At 45.9% G+C, this 23,062-nt stretch carries 20 protein-coding genes; 13 read left to right on the forward strand and 7 right to left on the reverse strand.

The genetic code is table 11. From position 1 onward, the window contains the following. The first annotated feature begins 119 nt into the window (after positions 1-119). Positions 120-824, forward strand: a complete 705-nt coding sequence (locus H8K33_RS11120; protein WP_186891108.1) for a hypothetical protein — start codon at positions 120-122, stop codon at positions 822-824. A gap of 231 nt (positions 825-1,055) precedes the next feature. Here H8K33_RS11120 and H8K33_RS11125 read toward each other — a convergent pair whose 3' ends face one another. Then, positions 1,056-1,757 (reverse strand): transposase, encoded by a 702-nt coding sequence (locus H8K33_RS11125; RefSeq protein ID WP_186891109.1) that lies wholly within the window; start codon positions 1,755-1,757, stop codon positions 1,056-1,058. Next, the gene (locus tag H8K33_RS11130; protein ID WP_186891110.1) at positions 1,690-2,151 is read right to left on the reverse strand and encodes a hypothetical protein; all 462 of its coding nucleotides are present in this window, start codon (positions 2,149-2,151) and stop codon (positions 1,690-1,692) included. Before H8K33_RS11130 ends, H8K33_RS11125 begins: the two co-directional genes overlap by 68 nt. 314 nt (positions 2,152-2,465) lie before the next feature. On the opposite strand from H8K33_RS11130, the gene H8K33_RS11135 reads away from it, so the two are divergent. The 9 genes from H8K33_RS11135 to H8K33_RS11175 all read left to right on the forward strand — a co-directional run bounded on the left by H8K33_RS11135 (position 2,466) and on the right by H8K33_RS11175 (position 14,789). Further along, the gene (locus H8K33_RS11135; protein WP_390319696.1) at positions 2,466-3,011 is read left to right on the forward strand and encodes an ANTAR domain-containing response regulator; all 546 of its coding nucleotides are present in this window, start codon (positions 2,466-2,468) and stop codon (positions 3,009-3,011) included. A gap of 453 nt (positions 3,012-3,464) precedes the next feature. Next, positions 3,465-4,673 (forward strand): CmpA/NrtA family ABC transporter substrate-binding protein, encoded by a 1,209-nt coding sequence (locus H8K33_RS11140; RefSeq protein WP_186891344.1) that lies wholly within the window; start codon positions 3,465-3,467, stop codon positions 4,671-4,673. Positions 4,674-4,886: 213 nt separating this feature from the next. Continuing rightward, positions 4,887-5,615 (forward strand): nitrate ABC transporter permease, encoded by a 729-nt coding sequence (ntrB, locus tag H8K33_RS11145; RefSeq protein ID WP_390319699.1) that lies wholly within the window; start codon positions 4,887-4,889, stop codon positions 5,613-5,615. Positions 5,616-5,619: 4 nt separating this feature from the next. Next, positions 5,620-6,432, forward strand: a complete 813-nt coding sequence (locus H8K33_RS11150) for an ABC transporter ATP-binding protein (RefSeq protein ID WP_186891112.1) — start codon at positions 5,620-5,622, stop codon at positions 6,430-6,432. 30 nt (positions 6,433-6,462) lie between these two features. Further along, complete coding sequence (gene nirB, locus H8K33_RS11155) at positions 6,463-8,892, forward strand: nitrite reductase large subunit NirB (RefSeq protein ID WP_186891113.1); 2,430 nt, start codon at positions 6,463-6,465, stop codon at positions 8,890-8,892. Positions 8,893-9,114: 222 nt separating this feature from the next. After that, complete coding sequence (gene nirD / locus H8K33_RS11160; protein ID WP_186891114.1) at positions 9,115-9,459, forward strand: nitrite reductase small subunit NirD; 345 nt, start codon at positions 9,115-9,117, stop codon at positions 9,457-9,459. Positions 9,460-9,493: 34 nt separating this feature from the next. After that, positions 9,494-12,289: a nitrate reductase gene (locus H8K33_RS11165; protein ID WP_186891115.1), complete on the forward strand. Its 2,796-nt coding sequence runs from the start codon at positions 9,494-9,496 to the stop codon at positions 12,287-12,289. 133 nt (positions 12,290-12,422) lie between these two features. Then, positions 12,423-13,454 (forward strand): DUF475 domain-containing protein, encoded by a 1,032-nt coding sequence (locus tag H8K33_RS11170; protein WP_186891116.1) that lies wholly within the window; start codon positions 12,423-12,425, stop codon positions 13,452-13,454. 174 nt (positions 13,455-13,628) lie between these two features. Continuing rightward, on the forward strand, positions 13,629-14,789 hold the full coding sequence (locus H8K33_RS11175) for a tetratricopeptide repeat protein (protein WP_186891117.1): 1,161 nt from the start codon (positions 13,629-13,631) through the stop codon (positions 14,787-14,789). Positions 14,790-15,021: 232 nt separating this feature from the next. Here the strand turns inward: H8K33_RS11175 and H8K33_RS11180 are convergent, their stop codons facing one another. Together H8K33_RS11180 and H8K33_RS11185 are read right to left on the reverse strand one after the other, a co-directional pair. Next, a complete protein-coding gene (locus H8K33_RS11180; protein ID WP_186891118.1) occupies positions 15,022-15,345 on the reverse strand; it encodes a hypothetical protein in 324 nt (107 codons plus the stop codon). 274 nt (positions 15,346-15,619) lie between these two features. After that, positions 15,620-16,750: an ornithine cyclodeaminase gene (locus H8K33_RS11185; protein ID WP_186891119.1), complete on the reverse strand. Its 1,131-nt coding sequence runs from the start codon at positions 16,748-16,750 to the stop codon at positions 15,620-15,622. Between the two features lie 261 nt (positions 16,751-17,011). Between H8K33_RS11185 and H8K33_RS11190 the strand changes: the two genes are divergently transcribed. The 3 genes from H8K33_RS11190 to H8K33_RS11200 all read left to right on the forward strand — a co-directional run bounded on the left by H8K33_RS11190 (position 17,012) and on the right by H8K33_RS11200 (position 20,060). Then, positions 17,012-17,446 carry an Lrp/AsnC family transcriptional regulator gene (locus tag H8K33_RS11190; RefSeq protein WP_186891120.1) on the forward strand — a complete coding sequence of 145 codons (435 nt, stop codon included), beginning with the start codon at positions 17,012-17,014 and terminating at the stop codon, positions 17,444-17,446. Positions 17,447-17,694: 248 nt separating this feature from the next. Next, positions 17,695-18,114 carry a hypothetical protein gene (locus tag H8K33_RS11195; protein ID WP_186891121.1) on the forward strand — a complete coding sequence of 140 codons (420 nt, stop codon included), beginning with the start codon at positions 17,695-17,697 and terminating at the stop codon, positions 18,112-18,114. 281 nt (positions 18,115-18,395) lie between these two features. After that, entirely contained in the window at positions 18,396-20,060 is a 1,665-nt protein-coding gene (locus H8K33_RS11200) for a choice-of-anchor I family protein (RefSeq protein WP_246443525.1), read from the forward strand. 153 nt (positions 20,061-20,213) lie between these two features. Here H8K33_RS11200 and H8K33_RS11205 read toward each other — a convergent pair whose 3' ends face one another. From H8K33_RS11205 to H8K33_RS11215, 3 genes are all read right to left on the reverse strand, one after another. Then, entirely contained in the window at positions 20,214-21,008 is a 795-nt protein-coding gene (locus H8K33_RS11205) for an EAL domain-containing protein (RefSeq protein WP_186891123.1), read from the reverse strand. Between the two features lie 305 nt (positions 21,009-21,313). Then, positions 21,314-22,027, reverse strand: a complete 714-nt coding sequence (locus H8K33_RS11210) for a LytR/AlgR family response regulator transcription factor (protein WP_186891124.1) — start codon at positions 22,025-22,027, stop codon at positions 21,314-21,316. 39 nt (positions 22,028-22,066) lie between these two features. Then, positions 22,067-22,846 (reverse strand): sensor histidine kinase, encoded by a 780-nt coding sequence (locus tag H8K33_RS11215; RefSeq protein ID WP_186891125.1) that lies wholly within the window; start codon positions 22,844-22,846, stop codon positions 22,067-22,069. Positions 22,847-23,062: the final 216 nt, after the last annotated feature.

Raw genomic sequence — 23,062 nt, forward strand, 5'->3', positions numbered from 1 at the left:
ATTAAAAATAATACTTACAATTTCTCACAGTCTTCCACCCGAACTCGCATAGAATGCAGGTTTCGCTTCATGTTTATTCAACATGATTTTTCATTTATCTTTTTTAAAATGAGCATCCCATGAACAATGTATCCCGCGCTTCGCATTTACTGATCGTATTGAGTTGCCTGTTGGCATTTGGCTGCAATAAGAAAGCACCAGAAGCTTCTGCTGAAGTGGCTAGCAGTGAGCCAGCACCGGTTGCGACTGCACCAGCACCAGTTGTAAATAAAGCTGAACCTATCGCAGTGGAGCCAACGGCAGAGCAACGTGAGCAAGAGAAAAAGAAAGCGTTGATGGACTATGCCAAGATGGAAGATCAATATTTGAATGATACCAAGGCACAGTGGGGAAGTAGTGCGAAAGCCAGTTCCACATTTGGTGATGAAGGTAGTTCTGGTGCATCCCCTTACAATATGGCGACCAATGTGAAAGGTGGAGTCGACGGAAAATCTTGGACCAATGGTCGTCAAGATATTGGTTTTGATTGGCTGGAAGTCAATTACGATAAACCAGTCTCTGCAAGCGAAGTGCGGATTGTGTTCGACGATGGTAAAGGCGTTGAATCCATTAATAAAATCGAACTGCAAAGTGTCGAGGGTAAATGGAACACAGTGTGGGACGGTATTAGCGACCAAAAAGGCGATAAACGCGGCAATCGTACTTGGTTTGTACGCAGCTTCGAAAAAACCACTTATAAAGTGAAGGCGGTAAAAATTACGATCGCGAATAACTTGGAACGTGGTTACAAAACAATCGACGCCGTGCAATTAGTTGGCGAGTAACTTCGCCTCTGATTTGCAGAGACCTCTGTACAACCGTAGCGAGCGGTCGAAGTTTGGATCGAGAAGCGCACCTGTGCTTGAGCGCAGCGACGTATTGGCAAAATCGCAGATTCAAAATTCGGCCGCGCAGTAGCTTGTGCAGAGGTGTGGTGATAAAAAGTAAGGACCTTAGCCCCTGCAAATTCTTTCCAAAGCCGCTTTCAACGGCTACTTTACTATCCGCATATTTTCTCATGCCGAAATCGGCACTTTCTTTCTGGGGCGCCCACGTGCAACAGGCTCCACTCTGCGCTCGGTCAGTTTTGCCATTTCTGCTTTGTATGTCGAAGAACCAAGCACCCAAGCTTTATTGGTAGCGTCAGTGATGGTTTGCAAAAGATTCGATGGCAAACCTTTCTCTAGTAATTGACGATACGCAGCTTCACGCTGAAATGGTGTATTCCCCAAACCCCAGTACATCGCATGATCAGCTAATAAAGGATCGGCGCGCATCCCCAAATGATGCTGACAACTAGACCATAGATAAGCACTAGGGTCTTGCACCAAATGCTGGCGTACTGCCATTTCTTCCAACATCACGCAACAAGGTAAAAAATATTGTGTCGCCTCCAACACGCTTGCTTTGAATCTGCCCTGCCATAATAAACCGCTACGCTTGTACTTCGTATTGAAATATGGAACGTAATAGCGTCCCAGCCATTGCATCAATTTTCCCAAGCCCAATTCATCTGTGGGTGTCACCAGCAAATGAAAGCGGTCTGGCAAAATCGTATACGCATGAATTTGCACTGCAAACTGTTTCGCCCCTAACTTGAGCCAATCAAGAAATATTTGGTAATCGGCATGATCAACAAAAATCGTTTTGTTATCGATACCAGCTTGTGTGATGTGATGAGCTTGATGTGGAATAACCAGGCGCGGAAGTCTTGCCATGATAGGTATTTTGCAGGGCTGATTTAATGAGGGACATTGTAGTGGAAAATACCTTGGCCTGACCGATACAATGATGAAAAACCCGATTTTTATATATTACTGGCAAAGCTGGCAAGGCTGATCTCAGCATCGCAATCAACACCAAAACCAAGGCGTGAACAGAGCCAGTTTCTGCATTCATTATCCAGACGCTGTGAGGTGCTTGCCTACGCGTTTCTCGCACGATTTCGAATAAATTCAATCTTGCAGTTTCTGCATTCAATAGTTCAACAGCGTAACCTGCATCTTGCCAAATAGTCGCAAGGCGATGGATGTGCTCAAGCGAAGTTGGTGTCAGCATGCACTGACCAATTTCTGTTTGCGGTAGTACGATCAGAAGAATCTTAGCTTTCATAAAACACCTATTAGAAATAACAAGTCCACACTATAAAAAACAGATGTGATCACAGCATGTGCTGAGCGTGTAGTCTGTGTGCAATTCGCTTTTCTTTTGCAAACAGTGAATTCTGGCTGCGTAATTCAATTCAGGCATGGCGCGAATATTGCATGAACCATCTTGTTCGCCATCGTTTTTATGCATTTTTCGATTGTTCATTGGAGCATTACTTGTCTGATCCACACGCCTCTAGTTTGAAGATCGTCGTCATTAATACCGTCATGGCAGCTTCTGAACAAAGCGATCAGGATGCATCTGCAATACAAAGACAAATGACACGTTCACGCGACTTGCGCATAGGCTTGCTGCAAGCGGGCTATAACATCATTGCGTCTATTCCCGGCGATATGTATCTAGTTGATCGCTTAACGCAATTGCAACCCGACATGATCATCATCGATGCTGAATCGGATGCGCGCGATGTGTTGGAAGAATTAGTGTTAGTCAGCCGCGATGCACCGCGTCCTATTGTCTTATTCACGGAGGAAGATAATCCTTCACAACTCGCATCCGCCATGGCAGTTGGCGTCTCTGCCTATGTAGTGGCAGGCCTACAGGTAGAGCGCGTCAAACCAGTATTAGAAGTGGCAGTGGCACGATTTCAGGCGGATCAAAAATTACGCACTGAACTGCACGATACCAAAAACAAGCTAGCCGAACGCAAGACCATAGAACGCGCCAAAGGCCTATTAATGGCGCGCCATCAACTTAGCGAAAACGAAGCTTATCAACGCCTGCGTAAGCAAGCGATGGAAAAGAATCTGAAGCTGGTCGAACTAGCCCAAAGAATATTGGACGTGGCCGATTTGCTTGGTTAATTACCGCCACGATTTGGTGCATTGCACCAAGTTGGCGTCCAAAGCGGTGCAAAGCTTTAGCAAATCATCTACAAAATTTTCCCTAATTCCACATAATTTGGCATAGAACCACTTGGCAGCTTACTTGGCACCTTACTTGGCACGCTACTTGCAAAGATAAAACTAAGTACCAAAGCTGGTACACCCAGAAAATTTGCTAACGGCGGCAATTTTCACAAGACAAAGGCGTCTTCCTACCTGCTCGAATGAGCGTGGTAGTAAGACGCCTTTTTTCGTTTTGACCATGCAATTTGAAAACCATCACGCTGGAGTCTGACCATGCATAAGCAAATGAAGTCCATCACCAAAACCAATGAAACAGGTGCTAACAATGAAAACGCTACTACCGAACTCAACACCAGTTTGTCAGGCAAAAATCAAACTCGCCGCGAATTTATACAAAGTGCCAGCAGCATGGTCAGTCTTGGAGCAAGCAGCATGTTAGGCCTGGGCGCCATCGGCACTGCGAACACCGCGTGGGCGGCGGGTTCAGACAAACCAGAAAAAGAAGAAGTCAAAATCGGTTTCATCCCGCTGACTGATTGCGCATCGGTGGTGATCGCGGCGGTGATGGGCTTTGACAAAAAATACGGCATCAAAATTATTCCAACCAAAGAATCTTCCTGGGCCAGCGTACGCGATAAATTAGTCAATGGTGAACTCGATGCCGCGCATGTTTTGTACGGTTTGGTGTATGGCGTACAACTCGGTATCGGTGGTGCGAAGAAGGATATGAATATCTTGATGACGCTGAATAATAATGGGCAAGCGATTACGCTCTCTAAAAAACTCGCCGACAAAGGCGCGGTCGATGGCGCGGGTCTCGCTAAATTAATGGCGCGTGAAAAGCGTGAATATACCTTCGCACAAACCTTCCCTACTGGCACGCATGCGATGTGGCTGTATTACTGGCTGGCGGCGCATGGTATCAATCCTATGAGGGACGCGAAAGTCATTACCGTACCACCACCACAAATGGTGGCGAATATGCGTGTCGATAATATGGATGGTTACTGCGTTGGCGAACCATGGAATCATCGCGCGGTCGCTGATGGCATAGGCATTACTGCGGCGACGACGCAAGACATTTGGCGCGATCATCCTGAAAAAGTCTTAGGCTGCACCGCTGAATTTTCACAAAAATATCCTAAAACTGCGCGTGCAGTGATTGCCGCGATTCTCGATGCCAGCCGTTGGATAGATGCCTCGCTGATGAACAAACAAAAGATGGCAGAAATCATTGCCGAGAAATCCTATGTCAACACTTCTGTTGACGTGATTAATCAACGCATTATGGGGCGATACCAAAATGGTTTAGGTAAGACTTGGGATGATCCGCATTACATGAAATTTTTCAATGACGGCGCGGTGAATTTTCCTTACCTATCCGACGGCATGTGGTTCTTAACTCAGCACAAGCGTTGGGGCTTATTGAAAACTGATCCTGATTATTTGGGCGTCGCAAAAGCAGTCAATCGTATCGACATTTACAAAGATGGCGCAGCGATGGCGAAAGTCAATGTCCCCAAAGACCCTATGCGCAAGAGCAAGCTGATTGATGGCACGGTATGGGATGGACAAAATCCTGCTGCGTACGCCGCTGCATTTAAGATCAAAGCATAAGGAAGCGCGATGACGACTCTGCTTTCAACTTATTCAGCAAGCGATTCGGCTAATGCAGATACCAGCGCAGCGGAGAAACCCAAAGCTGCAACGGCTAGCGCATTAGCACTCAGGAAGGAAACAATGATGGTCAAGCCCTCTGCATTCTCTAATATTACAATCAAACTCAAAGCGATTGCCTTCAAGCTCTTGCCGCAATTTTTGGGCTTAGCCATGCTGGTATTGATCTGGGCAATTATTGCAGAGAAAAATACCTCGCTGCCCTCGCCTTGGGTCACTTTACTAGAAGCAATCAAACTTTTCTCTGATCCCTTCTACCAAAATGGCCCGAATGATCAAGGCATAGGTTGGAATATTTATGCATCTCTCAAACGGGTGGCAGTCGGCTTTGGTTTAGCGGCGGTGATCGGCATTCCACTCGGCTTCATGATCGGTCGCTTCAGCTTTATGGCGGGCATGTTTAATCCGATTATCAGTTTGCTCAAACCGGTCTCGCCATTGGCTTGGTTGCCCATCGGTCTATTAGTTTTCAAAGCAGCGCATCCTGCGGCGATCTGGTCTATTTTTATCTGCTCAATTTGGCCTATGGTGATCAACACCGCGATCGGTGTGCAACGTGTGCCGCAAGATTATATGAATGTGGCGCGCGTATTAAACCTCTCCGAATGGAAAATCTTAACCCGCATTTTATTGCCTAGCGTGCTGCCGTATATGTTAACTGGCGTACGTTTGGCAATTGGCACGGCGTGGCTAGTGATCGTCGCCGCGGAAATGTTGACGGGCGGCGTGGGTATCGGCTTCTGGGTCTGGGATGAATGGAATAACTTGAATGTACCGCACATCATTATCGCGATTGTAGTGATTGGTTTAGTTGGGCTGTTATTAGAACAAGCGCTAGTAGCGATGGCACGTGCGGTCACCTACGAAGAAACAGGAGCCTAACACTATGGAAGCGAACGATAAGAAGTACATAGAAATCCAAAATGTGGAGATGCGCTTCGATACCAAAAAAGGCAGCTTTCATGCTCTACGTGAGATCAATCTGCGCATCGCCAAAGGTGAATTCATTACACTGATTGGTCATTCTGGTTGCGGCAAATCGACGCTATTAAATTTGATCGCAGGATTAACCACTGCCACTTCCGGCGCATTGCTGTGCGCGAATCGCGAAATCGCCGGGCCTTCACCTGAGCGTGGTGTGGTGTTTCAAAATCACTCGCTATTGCCGTGGCTGACTTGTTTTGAAAACGTCTATCTGGCGGTAGAGCGCGTCTTTGCTGCGACCGAAAGTAAGACCGAGCTTATCAATCGCACTCGCAATGCTTTGGCCTTGGTAGGCTTGACCGCCGCTGATAAAAAACGTCCCCACGAAATCTCTGGTGGTATGAAACAAAGGGTAGGCATCGCACGGGCACTGGCGATAGAACCCAAAGTTTTATTGATGGATGAACCCTTCGGTGCACTCGATGCATTAACCCGCGCGCACTTACAAGACGAGTTACTCAAGATCGTCGCGAAGACGCAATCGACAGTGGTGATGGTCACGCATGATGTGGATGAAGCGGTACTCCTGTCCGACAAAATCGTCATGCTAACCAATGGTCCAGCCGCAACGATCGGCGAAGTCTTATCCGTGGAATTAGCCCGGCCACGTGAACGGGTCGCTTTAGCCAACGATGCGCAATACGCCAAATATCGCAGCGCGGTGCTGGAATTTTTATATCACCGCCAATCGCATCCAAGCAAAGAAGTCGCCTAGAGCACCAAAAAAACATTAAGGATTTTCATCATGAAAAAACTCAAACTCGTCATGGTCGGCAATGGCATGGCAGGCGTTCGCACTTTGGAAGAATTGCTAAAGATCGCGCCGGATTTGTACGACATCACGGTCTTTGGCGCTGAACCGTATGCCAATTACAATCGAATTTTATTGTCGCCAGTTTTAGCTGGCGAACAAACGATACAAGACATCATGCTCAATGATGTTGACTGGTATGCCGACAATAATATCACCCTGCATTTAGGCAAAAAGATCGTCAAGATTGATCGTTATAAACGTATTGTAATCGCCGAAGACGGCACGGAAACCGACTACGATAGATTGCTGATCGCAACAGGTTCCTCGCCTTTCATGTTGCCTGTGCCTGGCAAAGATTTGCAAGGTGTGATCGCCTATCGCGACATCCACGATACTAATGCCATGATCGCGGCGGCAGAAGAACACACGCACGCCGTGGTGATCGGTGGTGGCTTGCTCGGATTAGAAGCCGCAAATGGTTTGAAGATGCGCGGCATGAATGTCTCCGTTGTGCATTTGCCTGCGTGGTTGATGGATAGGCAGCTCGACCTGACGGCTGGCAAGATGCTACAAAAATCTTTAGAAGATCGCGGACTCAATTTCTTATTAGAAAAAAATACCGAAGCCTTGATAGGCGATGAAAACGGTCACGTCAAAGCCATACGTTTTTCTGATGGTTTAGAAATCCCTACGCAACTCGTGGTGATGGCAGTGGGCATTCGTCCGAATACGGCCTTAGCGGAATCCGCAGGCTTGTATTGCAATCGTGGTTTGATCGTGAACGACACCATGCAAACTTATGACCCGCGCATCTATGCGGTCGGCGAATGCGTCAATCATCGCGGCACGGTGTATGGCCTAGTGGCTCCTTTGTTTGAGATGGCAAAAGTCTGCGCGAATCATTTAGCCAATTTTGGTATCGGTCGTTATCAAGGTTCCGTCACTTCCACCAAACTCAAAGTCACGGGCATTGATCTATTTTCTGCAGGTGATTTCTCGGGCGGCAAAGATACGGAAGAAATTATCCTGTCCGATCCTATCGGTGGCGTTTACAAAAAACTGGTATTGAAAGACGACAAGCTGATCGGTGCTTGTTTGTATGGTGACACGGTTGATGGCAGCTGGTATTTCAAGCTACTGCGCGAAGGTAAAAACATTGCTGAGATTCGTGATTCGTTGATGTTTGGCGAATCGAATACCGGCGATGTCGGCCACGAAGGCCACACCAAAGCAGCGGCGATGCCTGATACCGCCGAAGTCTGCGGTTGCAATGGCGTGTGCAAAGGCACGATAGTCAAAGCGATTAAAGAAAAAGGTTTGTTTACTTTAGAAGATGTGCGCAAACACACCAAAGCCTCAGCCTCTTGCGGCTCATGTACGGGTTTGGTCGAACAAATCATCATGTTCACAGCAGGTGGCGATTACTCTGCAACACCCAAAGCCAAGGCCATGTGTTCGTGTACCGATCACTCCCATCATGCGGTGCGTGAAGCCATCAAAGTCAATCACTTACTGACCGTGGCAGCGGTTCAACAATTCATGGAATGGCGCACGCCGAATGGTTGTGCAAGTTGCCGCCCTGCTTTGAATTACTACCTGATTTCGACTTGGCCGAAAGAAGCGGTGGATGATCCGCAATCGCGTTACATCAATGAACGTTCACATGCGAATATTCAAAAAGATGGCACTTACTCCGTCATTCCACGGATGTGGGGCGGCGAAACCAATGCCTCAGAGCTGCGCAGAATTGCCGATGTGGTCGATAAATTTAATATCCCCACCGTCAAGGTCACCGGCGGTCAACGTATTGATTTACTCGGGGTGAAGAAAGAAGATTTACGCGCAGTTTGGCAAGACCTCGGTATGCCCTCCGGCCTCGCCTATGCCAAAGGTTTGCGCACGGTAAAAACTTGCGTAGGCAGTGAATGGTGTCGTTTCGGCACACAAAATTCCACGCTCATGGGGCAACAATTAGAACGTGAATTAGCCCGTATGTATGCACCTCACAAAGTCAAACTCGCCGTCTCCGGCTGTCCACGCAATTGCGCCGAAGCAGGCATCAAAGACGTCGGTGTGATCGGGGTAGATTCGGGTTGGGAAGTGTATGTAGGCGGCAATGGCGGCATTAAAACCGAAGTCGCGCAATTTTTAGTCAAACTCAAAACGCATGAAGAAGTGATGGAGTACACAGGCGCTTTCTTGCAACTGTATCGTGAAGAAGGTTGGTACTTAGAACGCACCGTGCACTACCTCGCCCGGGTTGGTCTCGACTATGTGAAACAAGAAATTCTAGAAAATTCTGCACGACGTGAAGAGTTGTATCAACGCTTGTTGTTTTCATTGGAAGGTGAAGCTGATCCTTGGCATGAGCCTGAGAAGGCGCAAGTGGATACGCGGCAGTTTGAGCGGATTGTTGGGTAATCGTCAGATTGTTTGTAAAAGTAAGTTTCGATAACAAGCTCCCTCTCCCGCAAGCGGGAGAGGGTTGGGGTGAGGGTGGTTCCACAAAGTTGATACATCATTTAATACATGATTATAAATTTCTTATTTGAATTGCGATTTTGTCTGCAGTACTTCAACTGCCCTCATCCCTAACCCTTCTCCCGCTTGCGGGAGAAGGGAACTTAAAACAAAGGAAAAACCATGTCCCAAGAATGGCAAGTCATCTGTCGCGTAGACGACATCCCAGTCCTCGGCGCACGTGTCGTGAAACGGCAAGCAAATACCGACGTCGCGATTTTCAGAAACACCGAAGACAAAGTATTCGCGCTCTTAGATAAGTGCCCGCACAAAGGCGGCCCCTTATCACAAGGCATCGTCTTTGGCGAAAAAGTCGCCTGCCCTTTGCATAACTGGAACATAGAATTACCGACCGGCTGTGCGGTATCGCCGGATGAAGGTTGTACACAGAAATTCAGTGTCAAAGTAGAAGCAGATCAAGTGTACTTGTGCAGTCACGAATTGCTGACTTTAGCGATTGAAACCTAATTTCACTCCAAGCCAAGGGCCAAGGTCAGAAACTATGCACGAGACTCAATCTAACTGTTGTTATTGCGGCGTCGGCTGCGGCGTCATCATTGAATCTGACGGCACACAAGTCACTGGCGTACGCGGCGATCCTGCGCATCCAGCAAACTTTGGCAAGCTATGCAGCAAGGGCAGTAATTTGCATCTGACGGCGCAGCCTGTGCTGCAACAACAAGTACGTGCTTTGTATCCTGAAATGCGTACTGCACGAGATCAAGACAGAGAACGCGTGGATTGGGAAACTTGCCTGGAAAGCATGGCAGACAAATTTGCGACCTGCATACAAGCGCATGGTGCAGATAGCGTGGGGTTTTACATCTCTGGGCAATTGCTGACCGAGGATTATTATGTCTTCAATAAACTCGCCAAGGGTTTAATCGGCACGAATAACATCGATAGTAATTCACGTCTATGCATGTCAAGCACCGTCGCTGGCTATAAGCAAAGTCTGGGTGCCGATGCACCACCTTGTAGTTATGAAGATATAGAACTGGCGGATTTAATTTTTATTGCAGGTTCAAATACAGCGTATGCCCATCCAATTTTATATCGCCGTATAGAGCAAGCACGCGAGAACAATCCCCATCTCAAAGTCGTCGTCGTTGATCCACGCCGCACCGATACGGCGCGGGAAGCTGATTTGCATTTGGCGATTTTACCCGGCACCGATGTCGCGCTATTTCATGGCATGCTGCATTTGTGTTTGTGGGAAGATTTGATTGACACCGCATTTATCGCCGCGCATACCGAAGGCTTTGCCGAACTCAAACAAACCGTACGTGATTTTACGCCCGCCTTCACTGCGCAAATTTGTGGTATCGCCGAAAAAGATTTGATCCAGGCGGCACGTTGGTTTGGTCTGAGCAAAGCCGCGCTATCACTGTATTGTCAGGGGTTAAATCAATCCAGTGCCGGTACTGCAAAAAACAGTGCGCTGATCAATCTGCATTTGGCGACCGGGCAAATCGGCAAACCCGGCGCGGGGCCATTCTCATTGACTGGACAACCGAATGCGATGGGCGGGCGCGAAGTGGGCGGTATGGCGAATCTGTTATCGGCGCATCGTGACTTGAGTAATCCTGAACACCGTGCTGAAGTGGCAGCGCTATGGAATATTCCTAGTGTGCCTGATCAACCTGGCAAGACCGCAGTCGAATTATTTGAAGCGGTGCGCACTGGCGAAATCAAAATCATCTGGATCGTTTGCACCAATCCCGCGCAATCCATGCCGGATCAAAATTTAATACGTGCAGCATTAGAAAAAGCCGAACTGGTGATCGTGCAAGAAGCCTATCGCAACACGGCAACGGTGGCGTATGCCGACATACTTTTACCTGCATCAACCTGGTCAGAGAAATCCGGCACGGTAACTAATTCTGAACGCAGAATTTCACGCGTGCGGGCGGCGATTGCAGCACCCGGCGAAGCGCATCATGATTGGCAAATTGCGACAAAATTCGCGCAAATCCTAGCGAAGAAATTGAATAAAACGCAGCCTGATTTTTCCTATACGAATCCAGAGACCATCTGGGATGAGCATCGTGATAGCACGGCTGGACGCGATCTCGACATTACTGGTTTGTCGTATTCTTTGTTAGAAGAAAAAGGGCCGCAGCAATGGCCTTACCCTGCTGATGCAAAAGCAGGACAACAACGCCTTTACGAGAACCACCAGTTCGCCACCAGCAACGGCAAAGCTCGCTTTATCAATTGCGCCTATGTCGCCACAACAGAAAAAATCACACCACGTCATCCATTTGCCTTAAATACAGGACGCTTACGCGATCAATGGCATGGCATGAGCCGCACTGGTTTGGTGGCGCAACTGTATGCCCACGCACCCGAACCTTGTATAGAAATGACAGCGCAAGATATGCAAAGACGCTTTATACAAGATGGCGATTTTGTCGAAGTCAGTAATCAACGGGGCACGCAAATTCTGATCGCCAAAGCGAGCGATCAACTCAAAGCGGGACAAAGTTTTATCGCGATGCATTGGGGGGAAGAATTTGTTTCTGGAACTCTGCACAGCGACGATGGCATAAGCAAAACTCTGTTCGGCGTAAATAGCCTATGCAATCCCGCCTTCGATCCTATTTCTAAACAGCCAGAACTAAAACACAGCGCGGTCAAAATTACTAAATTGGAATTCGCTTGGCAATTTATCGCCTGTGTGTGGATAGATCCGGCACGTATTTTGGAATTACAGCAAACATTGCGTCAATATTACCCACACTTCGCTTACGCCAGTTGCGTCTTGTTTGGACGTGAACGTCAAGGCTTACTATTTAGGGCGGCGAACCTGACTGCCGTTTCTGCGGACATCATGTCAGAGATTAGCCGCTTACTCGGTCTGCACGGCGAGCAAGTCTTGCAATATGGCGATGCGAAACGCGGCACTTCACGTCAACTGCTGATAGAAAATGATCCCGCATTATTGCCACAAAAACGCATCGCAGGTTTCGCTTTGGCAGGCGATATTGCGGCAGAGAGCTGGCTCAAGCAATTGCTATTAGACGAAGAGGTGCTGACGATTACGCCTGCATTATTGGCACAATCAAAACCTGCTAACGGCAGCGCGCCACAACATGGCAAAGACAATCAAGTCGTGTGTACGTGTTTCAACATCAAAGCACAACAAATTAAACAAGACTTGGCACTACGCAACGGTGATGAGAAACAACGCCTAGGAAGTTTGCAACAAGCTCTGCGCTGCGGCACCAATTGCGGTTCTTGTTTGCCGCAATTGAAGCAATTGGTACGTGAGACTGCTGTTGCAGAAGTCAACTAAAGTCGTCCTGACAACCTTTCTCGCTGCGGCGTTTGATTACAGCTTGCGCCTTAGTCCCATTATGTGGCACTCTCGCAGTTCATTTTCTGCCCTGACATAGCTCGGTGGCCTTACCCAATTGGACTAAACAAGCATGCAACATTTTCGACTTTCTATTCTCATTTCTCTAATTTGCTTAGGCATTGCCACCTATTGGGGTTACACCCACGGTGGCGTAACCGCAGCAGCTAGCGCCCTTGGTATTGCAATGATTTTGGCGATATTGGAAATCTCGCTGTCATTTGATAATGCCGTCGTGAATGCCTCGGTCTTAAAAAACTGGAATGCATTCTGGCAAACTCTATTTTTAACTGTTGGTATCATCATCGCCGTATTTGGCATGCGCTTGGTTTTTCCGTTGGTGATCGTAGCAGTAGCGGCTGATTTAGGCATGGCGGAAGTGTGGAATTTAGCCATCGACAATCCCAAAGAATTTTCTACCCACTTAATCAATCATCACGCCGAAGTCGCCGCTTTTGGTGGTGTTTTCTTATTACTGGTATTTTTAAATTTCTTACTCGATGATGAAAAAGAAATGCATTGGTTAGGCAATGTCGAAGCCAAAATTGCGAGCTTTGGTCGTATCGGCTCCATTCCTGTATTGATTGCGCTTGGCGTCGTGGTCGGCAGCGTCAGCTTGGTCGATGCCGCGCAGCAGTATGCGGTGCTGCTGTCCGGCGTATGGGGCATCATCGTGTATGTTGGTGTTGATTTCATTAGCAGCTTGCTTGAAAAAGAAGAAGTCACCGATATCAATGTAGGTGCCGTTGTCAAAACCGGCGGCATAGGTGGCTTCTTGTATTTAGAAGTGCTCGATGCCTCTTTCTCTTTTGATGGTGTGATCGGCGCATTTGCGATCACCAGCGATGTCGTCATCATCATGTTAGGTTTGGCGATAGGCGCTTTGTTCGTGCGTTCGATGACGGTGTATCTGGTACGTCAAGGCACCTTGGAAGAATACGTCTACCTAGAACATGGCGCACATTATGCAATTGGTATTTTGGCCTTAATCATGTTTGCCAGCATCAAATATCACATCCCAGAAATTTTTACTGGTCTGATCGGTGTGGCATTTATTGTGGCGTCATTCTGGTCGTCGCTCAAACATAAACGTCTGCACCATTAATGTAATTCAGCCCCCCCGCAAACGCCATCCTCACGATGGCGTTTTTATTTGACGTCGTTGAATCAAATGAAAATGACGACAGTGTGCTGCACATTAATCAAAGAATAACTTGCCAGTGTCGAAATCAAAAGCTATTCTAAAAACATCGCCCTAAACTAACCCGAAAGAGCCACCATGCGACGCTTGTTGATACTCAGCCTGCTCTGCTGTAGCCAGCTATTCATGCTCAATGGATGTGTGAGCAAACCTGTACTACAGACTGACGCAGGTCTTTTTCATGATGAACTTTTCACAGCACCCGCTGAGCCTGTCAGTGCTGAAACTGTCTTCAAGCTCAATCCTGCCATGCAACAATTTCTCGATCGCGAGATCCGCAAGCAATCAAGAATCCACAGCGATCAACGTGCCTTGTATATGGCGCTTTATGATGAAGGAAAACTGCGTTTACGTTATGACTCGAGCTATACCAGAAACGCCTCCGACACTTTTGATACACGTTCCGGCAATTGTTTATCTTTAGTGATTATGACGGCGGCATTTGCCAAGCAGATGGGATTAAAAACAACGTATCAAAAGGTGTTTCTTGAAGAAGAATGGAGCCGTGCTGGCGAACTATATTTTTCTAGTGAGCACGTCAATATCGTACTCGGCCAAAGAAAATTGGCGATGACCATAGACAATACTGGTTCTGAACCAATGATCGTCGATTTTTTACAACGTGGTGAAGCAGCAAATTTGCGTTCGATAGAAATTGACGAGAACACCATCATTGCGATGTTCATGAACAATCGTGCCGCGGAGGCTTTAGCACGTAATGACTACCATCAAGCCTATTGGTGGGTACGCGCAGCAATCAACGCAGATAATCAATTTGCAGCAGCTTACAATACCCTCGGCGTTATTTATATGAAACTCAATCAAGCTGAACCTGCGTATCGAGCACTCACCGCCGCATTAGCGCTGAACCCAAAAAGTTTAGTGACGATGTCGAATATGGTACAAACGCTCAATGGTCTTGACCGTGTCGCTGAAGCGAATGAATTAAGTCAACGCATGTTCGATGAACAACCCCATCCCCCGTTTCACTTCTTTCAGTTAGGCTTGGCTGCGATGAATAGAAATGATTATGCAGCGGCGAAATCCTTATTCAAGCGAGAACTTAAACGAGCACCGGATTATCACGAATTTCATTTCTGGTTAGGATTAGCACATTTCCGCTTAGGTGAAATAGCGGATGCTGAAAAAGAACTCAATCTGGCGAAACAAAACAGCAGCAATCAAAAAGACCTTGCACTATATGCTGCCAAGCTCAATTATCTGAACGCGAGGCGATGAATATTGAATCAATATCGGGAATCACTGGTAAACAAAAAACTGCCAAGCTAGTTGGCAGTTTTTGAAAAATCAAAAGCAAAATACGCAAATACACAACGCGAATGCTTCTAAAACCAAATAGATAAGCCAATCACCTTAGATCAGCCTATTTACTCGTTTTGTCTTGACTAAACTGTATTCGTTTCAATCTAGTTCAATGCAGTTCAATTCTACATCCGCTAGCAGTACCTAATCAGGCTGCGAGAAAAACTGGTGCTTTGGCAACTGCTGCCATGCGAACTGCAGGCATCTCTGCCAAATGTGTCGCACCGCTCATCAATTCAGCAATACGATCTGTCAAAGCCGATTCTTGCGTCGCTAGTTGGAAATGTGCAGGGCGTTGCGTTTGTACGATACCCCAACGAACAATAGGAGAACGTCCACTGCCATCCAATAAAGCATGGTCACGCAACCATTGCTCAAAGAAACGGGTCGGCATATTGCTCTCAACCCAGATCAGATGATCTGATGTCATCAATTTATTGTAAGACGGGCGGACTAAGATTTCGTAGATCATTTTGACAACTCCCTAAATGTCTTTGTCTTTTATGGATTCGACAAAGCTGCTGTTAGGCAAAAAACGCTATCCGCTTTAGTCCGGTTGACACAAATACTGGCAAATTGCGTGTTTTTTAAAAAATTTTGTGATTATTTTTGTCGTAAACCACGTTTAAACGCAAAAAAAGCCTGAATTTAAAAAAATTCAGGCTTTTAATAAACTTTTTATTTGCGATTAAGTCATTACTAAATCACGACTTATCTTCAGCTCAACGAAGATGTGGCCACGCAATTTAAGATACAAATGCCGGGGTTGTGCGTGTTGTGACGCTTGCGGATGAAGTGGAATTGGCATTATCACCGATAAATCCAAATAAATTCTTAGGGTTTTCCATCGCCGGGATCAAAGACAAAGTTTCGCTCATCCCCATTTCAATTGCCACGTCACGCATAAAACGTAATGCGGAATAGTCTTCTAAAGCAAAGCCAACGGAATCAAAAATAGTCACTTGATCAGGGCTGCTACGGCCTACTACCTTGCCCGACAATACTGTCCACAATTCCGTCACAGGGAAATCAGCTGGCATTTGTTGCATATCGCCTTCAATACGCGATTGCGGTTCAAATTCACAGAACACTGGTCCCATGCGCAAAACGTCAGCATGTAACTCTGTCTTTCCTGGGCAATCACCACCAACACCATTGATGTGCATACCAGGCTCTATCATATCTGCGGTAATAATCGTTGCGTTGGTTTTATCGGCAGTGACAGTCGTAATAATATCAACCCCTTTGACCGCCTCTTTGGTGCTAGCAAAGCGTTTGGTTTGCAAGCCCATTTTGTGCAAATTTGCTTCTAATTTATCAGTCGCTGCACTATCAATATCGAACAAATGGAACATATCGACACCAAGTAAATGGTGGAATGCCAAAGCTTGGAAATCACTTTGCGCGCCGTTACCAATGATCGCCATGGTTTTGCAGTTATCACGCGCCAAAGCACGCGCAGCAACCGCAGACATCGCAGCAGTACGGATAGCCGTCGTCAAAGTCAACTCACTGACCAGTTCTGGCACACCGGTTTCGACATCGGCCAAAACGCCAAATGCCATCACGGTTGGTAAATTAAAACGATAATTGCTTGGATGGCCGTTCACATATTTAAACGCATACGATTTGTCATCGGCGATCGGCATTAATTCAATCACGCCAACATCAGAGTGATTCGCAACACGCGCGCATTTGTCGAAAGAATTCCAACGTAAAAAATCTTGATTGATGTAGGAAGCAACGCCAGTAATACAAGCGCCGATACCGCGTTTGTTAATAATTTCGGCGACACGTTCTGCGCTTAAATATTGGGTTACAGCACGGCGTGGTGTGATGGTTTGTTGAGATGGTGTTGTGTGGTTTTGCTTACTCATTTTAGTCTCCGTTTATTTGAGGTTTTAATGAGAACTTGCGTAAAATTTCTACAACCAGCTGAGAGAAAACTAAGCACTTCACCGTTGAAAATGACGATAACAATTTCCGGTAAATCTCGCTGCAACAACTTTGCGTAAGTTCTTAAAAAATCTTGATGGAAGAATCTTACGGGATGTCGATGTTAAACAGAATCAGCAAAAATGTACCAAATTCATCAAATTTCTGCCAAAATGACAGTCTAAATTATCGAAATGCACAAAATGGACGCACTAGACCAACAACTGATTAGCTTATTACGCACCGATGCCCGAATGAGCATTGCCACGCTTGCACACAAGCTCAAAGTATCACGTGGCACCATTACCAATCGTATTACCAAGCTTGAAGACGATGGCATCATCGTTGGCTATACAGTTCGTTTGCGACCAGATGCACAACAGAATGAAATTCACGCATGGATTAGCATCGCCGTCGAAGGTAACGAAACCCGTGCAGTCATTGCTTCATTATTGGGTGAGCCAGGAATAGAAGAAATTCACGACACCAATGGTCGCTGGGATTTATTAGCAAGCTTGCGTGCCACCAATTTATCGGAACTGTCCTCGGTACTAGAAAGAATACGGCTGATCAAGGCAATCCAAAATACTGAAACGAGTATTCATTTGCAAACCTACCGCACATCCAGCAAAACATAAAGCGAAGACAATTACAGTGAGTGACTATCCAGTTTCGGCAAATGTTGACGAAAACAATCAAGGATGGACGCGCATCGCATTTATTCCTTTTTTGAAGCGCCCTCTGCTAACTAAATCACTCTATTGGCCTTATTAGGCACAGTTCCTGCTTATTCCTAAGAATTAATTAAACAACTATTTTGAGTAGTGCCCAGCAATCGCTGGGATTAACTAAGATCAATTAGAAATATTAAACATAGGGACGAACAATGAATTTCCTGAAAAAACTGTTAGGTATCGATAAAGAATCTCACGCAAAATCGCCTCTCAAGAAAACTCCTGAAATTCAGGCAGCAGAGGAACGCATAAAGGCACGTCAAAAGAAAGAAGCCTTAGCAAGCAGCGATAAACAAAGGCGTGAACGTTTAGTAAAAAACCAAAGCCCGACAGCGAGAGCTTCAGTCAACCAGCCAGTGTCAGCACAGGAAGAACTTCGTCGTTTAGAAAGAAGAGCCCAACAAAATCATAGCGATAAGCTTCAGGCTGATAGTGGCTTGATGGCAAATAGCAAAATGGATTTATGGCTTAACAGTATTGCGCCAGAAGATCCACCGGATACCATCGCTCCTCACCTGCGCATTCCAGATACGGTCTTTAACATCGATACCAATAAATTTGAAAAATCCTAAGCGCATCTGCATGCGCTTAAATGCGTGTAAATGCTAGAAGCAATTTACAAGTAGTAGATACATTCATTTAGCGAATTTTCCTACGCGCGGTGCGCAATGATTTTTCTTCTATCATTGTTCATCACTCATCTCTCATCGCTCATGAATTAATAAGCTACGCATCGTCCGCGAACCAGTCCGATCTAGCAGTTCGCATGTCACATCCCCGTCATCAAAGCTTGAAACAATCTGCGGTTTATCTAGCGCGGTTTTTCATTTCATTTTTCTGACCAAGGACATTCATGCAGAACGCAAGTAAACGCCACTCATTGGCATCATTAATGGCATCACTTATTATTCCGATCTCACTTTTGAGCGGCTGCGGTGGCAATAGCGATGACACCAAAGAGACGCCAATTCCAGTTGCACCAACGCCAGTCAGCATGACGATGGAAAAAATCGGCAGCTATGACGGCGCTGCGCTTGGTGCAGCCGAAATTACGGCATTTGATCCGGCTAGTAAACGCCTATTTGTTGTTAATGGCGCCAATGGTTCCGTTGATGTACTTGATTTAAGCACACCGACTGCGCCCAAGTTAATTAGCACCATTAATATCAGCAGTCTCGGCGGTGGTGTGAATAGCGTTGCGATACATGATGGCTTGGTTGCCCTTGCAATCGAAGGAAAATTGAAGACTTCAACAGGTGTAGTCGCATTCTATAATGCGGCGGATCTAAAGCTATTACATTCCGTCACAGTCGGCGCGTTGCCTGATATGCTGACATTTACTTCTGACGGAAAAATGCTGATTGTGGCAAACGAAGGAGAACCGAACAGTTATGGCTTAGCTGATTCGGTTGATCCTGAAGGTTCGGTCAGTGTCATCACCGTCAATCGCACTGGCACCTCGACAGTCAGCACTGCTGACTTCAAATCCTATATCGGTAAAGAAGCAGAATTGCGCGCAAGCGGTGTTCGTATTTATGGTCCTGGCGCCAATGCTGCGCAAGATCTGGAACCAGAATACATCGCGATTAGTGCTGATAACAAAACTGCCTATGTCACGCTGCAAGAAAATAATGCGATTGCGATTGTCGATATCGCTAGCGCAAAAGTCACTGCAATCAAGCCATTGGGCTTTAAAAGTCACAATGTTGCGGGTGCAGGTTTAGATGCTAGTGATGAGGATGGCGGCACCAACACCAACAGCGGCACACCCGTCGTCAAAATTGCTCCACAACCAGTTAAGGGTATGTATCTGCCTGATGCAATTGCACGCTATACAGTCAATGGTAGTACTTACCTGATCACCGCGAATGAAGGTGACGCGCGCGCTGATTGGCCGGGATTTAACGAAGAGACGCGTGTGGCCACCCATTGCAAATTAGGTTTAGACCCCGCAGTATTCGGCAGCGAAGCGACTAATTTATTATTTGATTCTAACCTCGGTCGTCTGCGCATCACGACTACACCGAACGGTGGTAGTGCAGGTAAAAATGCCGCAGGATTGTGTACAGAATTGTTTGCGTTTGGCGCACGTTCATTCTCAATCTGGTCCAGCGATATCGTCAGAGTATTTGATTCAGGCGACGACCTCGAACAACGCACGAAAGCGCTCAGCAATGTCGCTTTCAACGCCAGCCATGACAATAATACGCTCGATGGACGCAGTGCCAGCAAAGGTCCAGAGCCTGAAGGTGTTGTTGTCGGCACTTTCGGCAATAAGACTTTTGCGTTTATTGGTATGGAACGGGTCGGTGGCGTAATCGTGTATGACGTGAGCAATCCAACAGCACCAACTTATGTCACTTACCTCAATACTCGCAATGCCTTAACTGGCGATCGTGGCCCTGAAGGATTAGCACTAATTCCTGCAGACAAATCACCAAATAGCAAACCTTTACTGATCGTTGGTAACGAAGTCAGCGGCACAACAGTGGTGTTCCAATTGAATTTAGTTTATTGAGTTCAATCGACGCTAGACTTGATTTAGAAGCTAAGGCATACAAAGTAAAAGCCTCCTTCGCGGGAGGCTTTGTTATTTCCGAGCTCAATCTAAACACGCGCGACCTTATATTTTTGCCTCACTCAATACATCGCAAGCTGATATACAAACTGACTATTCCCATGCAGCCTGGGGGATGATCCCCAAGCCTTTAAATACAGGCTTACTAAACCAGTAACCTTGCATCAAACTGATGCCGGTCGAAAAAAGAAAATCACGCTCAGCACGGGTCTCAATACCTTCCGCTAACAATTGAATGTTCAATTCTTCGCAGATAGTGGCAATCCCTTTGACGATTGCTTGACGCGCTTTATCTGCATCAATACCACGCACCAAATCCATATCAATTTTAATGATATCTGGCTGATATTCTGACAGTAAATTCAAGCCAGCATACCCGGCACCAAAATCATCAATCGCAGTTCTAAAACCAAAATTGCGATACTGTCTAAAAATATTGACCAGATGAGGGCGATCTTGTACGCGTTCACCCTCAGTAACTTCAAATATAATTCTTTCAATTGGAAAGTTATGCTCGCGCGCAGCCTCAAACGTGGTTCGAATACACACTTCTGGTTTATACACAGCGTTGGGCAAAAAATTGATCGACAAAAATTCCTGCATTTCCAAGCGTCCTGCGCCCTGCACTGCTTTTACACGACATAATTGATCGAAGCGGTAACGATTACTATCATTCACCTGCGCCAAAATACTCGCGGCCGATTCACCATTCGGCCCACGAACGAGCGCCTCATGTCCAAAAATTGTTCGCGACGCAAAATCAACAATCGGCTGATAAGCAAATTCAAACGCCAACTCAAATGGCGTATCACTTCGACAACCGCCGCATGGTTCGACTGTGTCCACCTCGGTGGATTCAGTAGGAAAGATAGGGAAAATTGAAGTCATGTTATCAACCTATGTGCGCGATACTTCATACAAGAGACTTCTGCACAACCGTAGCGAGCGGTCGAAGTTTGAATCGAGAAGCGCAGTAGGTTGTGCAGAGGTCTCTACAAATGATTGTTCCAATAGAATAGTTCAACTCAACTATATGTCAGATTTTCTGCTTAAATCAAGCTGAATATTTTTCAAAAAAGCCACTCAATACCAAGATCCGCGATCCAATGTTGAACACATCACTACACAGGTAAATGAATCTTTTAATCTAATAAAAAACAACATCGGCAAGGACGATTTCCCAATCTTCAACATCAGCTTTGAAGAATCTTTGCGACATCATCTTTATAAACCCGACCAACTGGAATCACTACTTCACCTAGATGCACTTCATTTGCTTTCACGAGGGTGATTCCACTATGCGCAACGATATAGGAACGGTGCACGCGGCTAAATTTTTGTTTCGGTAAGATCTTCTCAAAGTCAGAAATTTTCATCTGACTAAGTATATGTCCGCCGGTATGATAAACAGAAGTGAAGTTTCCGTTTGCCTTAATATAAATCAGCTTATCCAACGCTAACTGATGCTGCTTTCTATCATCCTTAATAAAGATGGTCTTTGAATCTGCGTGGTGGGATTCAAGCAATTTTTCTTGTATCGCCTTGACTCTCTTCAAATCCTGCAGCACTTTTTCTACCGCAATAGAAAAGCGAGAAGCATTGAAAGGTTTCAATAAGTAATCGGTAATCGCGTACTCATAGCTTTCCAAAGCATATTCTTTGTGAGCAGAGACAATAATGACATAAGGTCGCTTATCGAGTGTCTGTAAGAATTCAAATCCGGTTAATCCAGGCATTTGAATATCTAAGAAAACCAAATCGACCTTATTTTTTTCCAAAACAGAATGGGCGTCATTCGCACGAAAAACACTGCCAACAAAATCAAGCGTGCCAAAATCGTCCGCAAATTTTCGTATCAAAGTATGAACGATGGGTTCATCATCTATGATTAAATAGTTCAATCTCATGCAAAAACTCTTGGCATTCTCAAAGAAAAATAGGTTAACTCAACACAAATCAATTTCCACTTTCGCGGTATATCGATCTTCATTCACTGAACATTGATATCGATGCTTATTCGGAAAAAGTAAAGCCAAGCGACGCCGAACATTATCCGTACCTAGACCGCCCTGCCCTCTTTTCAATTTATTTTTCGCAAGCACTTGCGCATCAAAATTATTCTCAATCATAAATGCGATTGCTTGATGACTGGTATGTAAACTGAAATGAATATAGGGCTGCGACGCCAAGGTTTCTACACCGTGCTTAAACGCATTCTCCAACAAATTAATAAATAACAGTGGCGGAATGCGCTGCTTAGGGTCTGCGATATTTTTACTAAAGCGTATATCTATTTGATGTTGCTGACGTATCTGATTGAGTTCGATGAAATTCTCTAAATAAGCAATTTCTTCCTCAACACTAACGCTATCTTTGCGCCCATCATAAATCGTAAAACGCATCATTTGTGCGAGTTTATGAATCACTTCCGGCGCGAGATCAGATTTAGCAACGGCTAGGCCATACAAATTATTGAGCGTATTAAAGAAAAAATGTGGATTGATTTGGCTCTTCAATAAATTCAGTTCAGCTTTTAAAGTCTCTTGATGCAAACGGTCTATCACTTGCGCTTGTTTGAATTTATCGAATATCAGAAACACGATAGGAATCATGAGTGACAGCGTAATGAAAACCATCATCAGATCAGAGTTATTTAAGCGATAAACGGCGTATAACACACCGGCATACAGTCCGCTCACCAAGAATATTTTTAAGAAGGTTTTCAAGCTCGTACTCAGAATGAATTGTCGTTTGACATGGTTTATGCGTCGTTCGTCATTGTTGTATTTATTTTGATTTTACAACCAGTATGATGAAAGTGATTAAAACTTTTATGTTTAGGACTTACGCAAACTGCCTTCGGCTTCCCGCCCCCAACTAAGACATTCGAGGGCAGGCTCTAGTCAGCGCAATTTTGCGCATGCCCTAATCCTTTTAACAGA

The organism is Affinundibacterium amnicola (assembly GCF_014284275.1).
GTDB lineage: Bacteria > Pseudomonadota > Gammaproteobacteria > Burkholderiales > Burkholderiaceae_D > Undibacterium > Undibacterium amnicola.

What these genes read in the sequence shown, in the direction of transcription:
- H8K33_RS11120 (WP_186891108.1), top strand. Translation starts at nt 120, where the DNA reads ATGAACAATGTATCCCGCGCTTCGCATTTACTGATCGTATTGAGTTGC.
- H8K33_RS11125 (WP_186891109.1), bottom strand. Translation starts at nt 1,757, where the DNA reads ATGGCAAGACTTCCGCGCCTGGTTATTCCACATCAAGCTCATCACATC.
- H8K33_RS11130 (WP_186891110.1), bottom strand. Translation starts at nt 2,151, where the DNA reads ATGAAAGCTAAGATTCTTCTGATCGTACTACCGCAAACAGAAATTGGT.
- H8K33_RS11135 (WP_390319696.1), top strand. Translation starts at nt 2,466, where the DNA reads ATGACACGTTCACGCGACTTGCGCATAGGCTTGCTGCAAGCGGGCTAT.
- H8K33_RS11140 (WP_186891344.1), top strand. Translation starts at nt 3,465, where the DNA reads ATGGTCAGTCTTGGAGCAAGCAGCATGTTAGGCCTGGGCGCCATCGGC.
- ntrB (WP_390319699.1), top strand. Translation starts at nt 4,887, where the DNA reads ATGCTGGTATTGATCTGGGCAATTATTGCAGAGAAAAATACCTCGCTG.
- H8K33_RS11150 (WP_186891112.1), top strand. Translation starts at nt 5,620, where the DNA reads ATGGAAGCGAACGATAAGAAGTACATAGAAATCCAAAATGTGGAGATG.
- nirB (WP_186891113.1), top strand. Translation starts at nt 6,463, where the DNA reads ATGAAAAAACTCAAACTCGTCATGGTCGGCAATGGCATGGCAGGCGTT.
- nirD (WP_186891114.1), top strand. Translation starts at nt 9,115, where the DNA reads ATGTCCCAAGAATGGCAAGTCATCTGTCGCGTAGACGACATCCCAGTC.
- H8K33_RS11165 (WP_186891115.1), top strand. Translation starts at nt 9,494, where the DNA reads ATGCACGAGACTCAATCTAACTGTTGTTATTGCGGCGTCGGCTGCGGC.
- H8K33_RS11170 (WP_186891116.1), top strand. Translation starts at nt 12,423, where the DNA reads ATGCAACATTTTCGACTTTCTATTCTCATTTCTCTAATTTGCTTAGGC.
- H8K33_RS11175 (WP_186891117.1), top strand. Translation starts at nt 13,629, where the DNA reads ATGCGACGCTTGTTGATACTCAGCCTGCTCTGCTGTAGCCAGCTATTC.
- H8K33_RS11180 (WP_186891118.1), bottom strand. Translation starts at nt 15,345, where the DNA reads ATGATCTACGAAATCTTAGTCCGCCCGTCTTACAATAAATTGATGACA.
- H8K33_RS11185 (WP_186891119.1), bottom strand. Translation starts at nt 16,750, where the DNA reads ATGAGTAAGCAAAACCACACAACACCATCTCAACAAACCATCACACCA.
- H8K33_RS11190 (WP_186891120.1), top strand. Translation starts at nt 17,012, where the DNA reads ATGGACGCACTAGACCAACAACTGATTAGCTTATTACGCACCGATGCC.
- H8K33_RS11195 (WP_186891121.1), top strand. Translation starts at nt 17,695, where the DNA reads ATGAATTTCCTGAAAAAACTGTTAGGTATCGATAAAGAATCTCACGCA.
- H8K33_RS11200 (WP_246443525.1), top strand. Translation starts at nt 18,396, where the DNA reads ATGCAGAACGCAAGTAAACGCCACTCATTGGCATCATTAATGGCATCA.
- H8K33_RS11205 (WP_186891123.1), bottom strand. Translation starts at nt 21,008, where the DNA reads ATGACTTCAATTTTCCCTATCTTTCCTACTGAATCCACCGAGGTGGAC.
- H8K33_RS11210 (WP_186891124.1), bottom strand. Translation starts at nt 22,027, where the DNA reads ATGAGATTGAACTATTTAATCATAGATGATGAACCCATCGTTCATACT.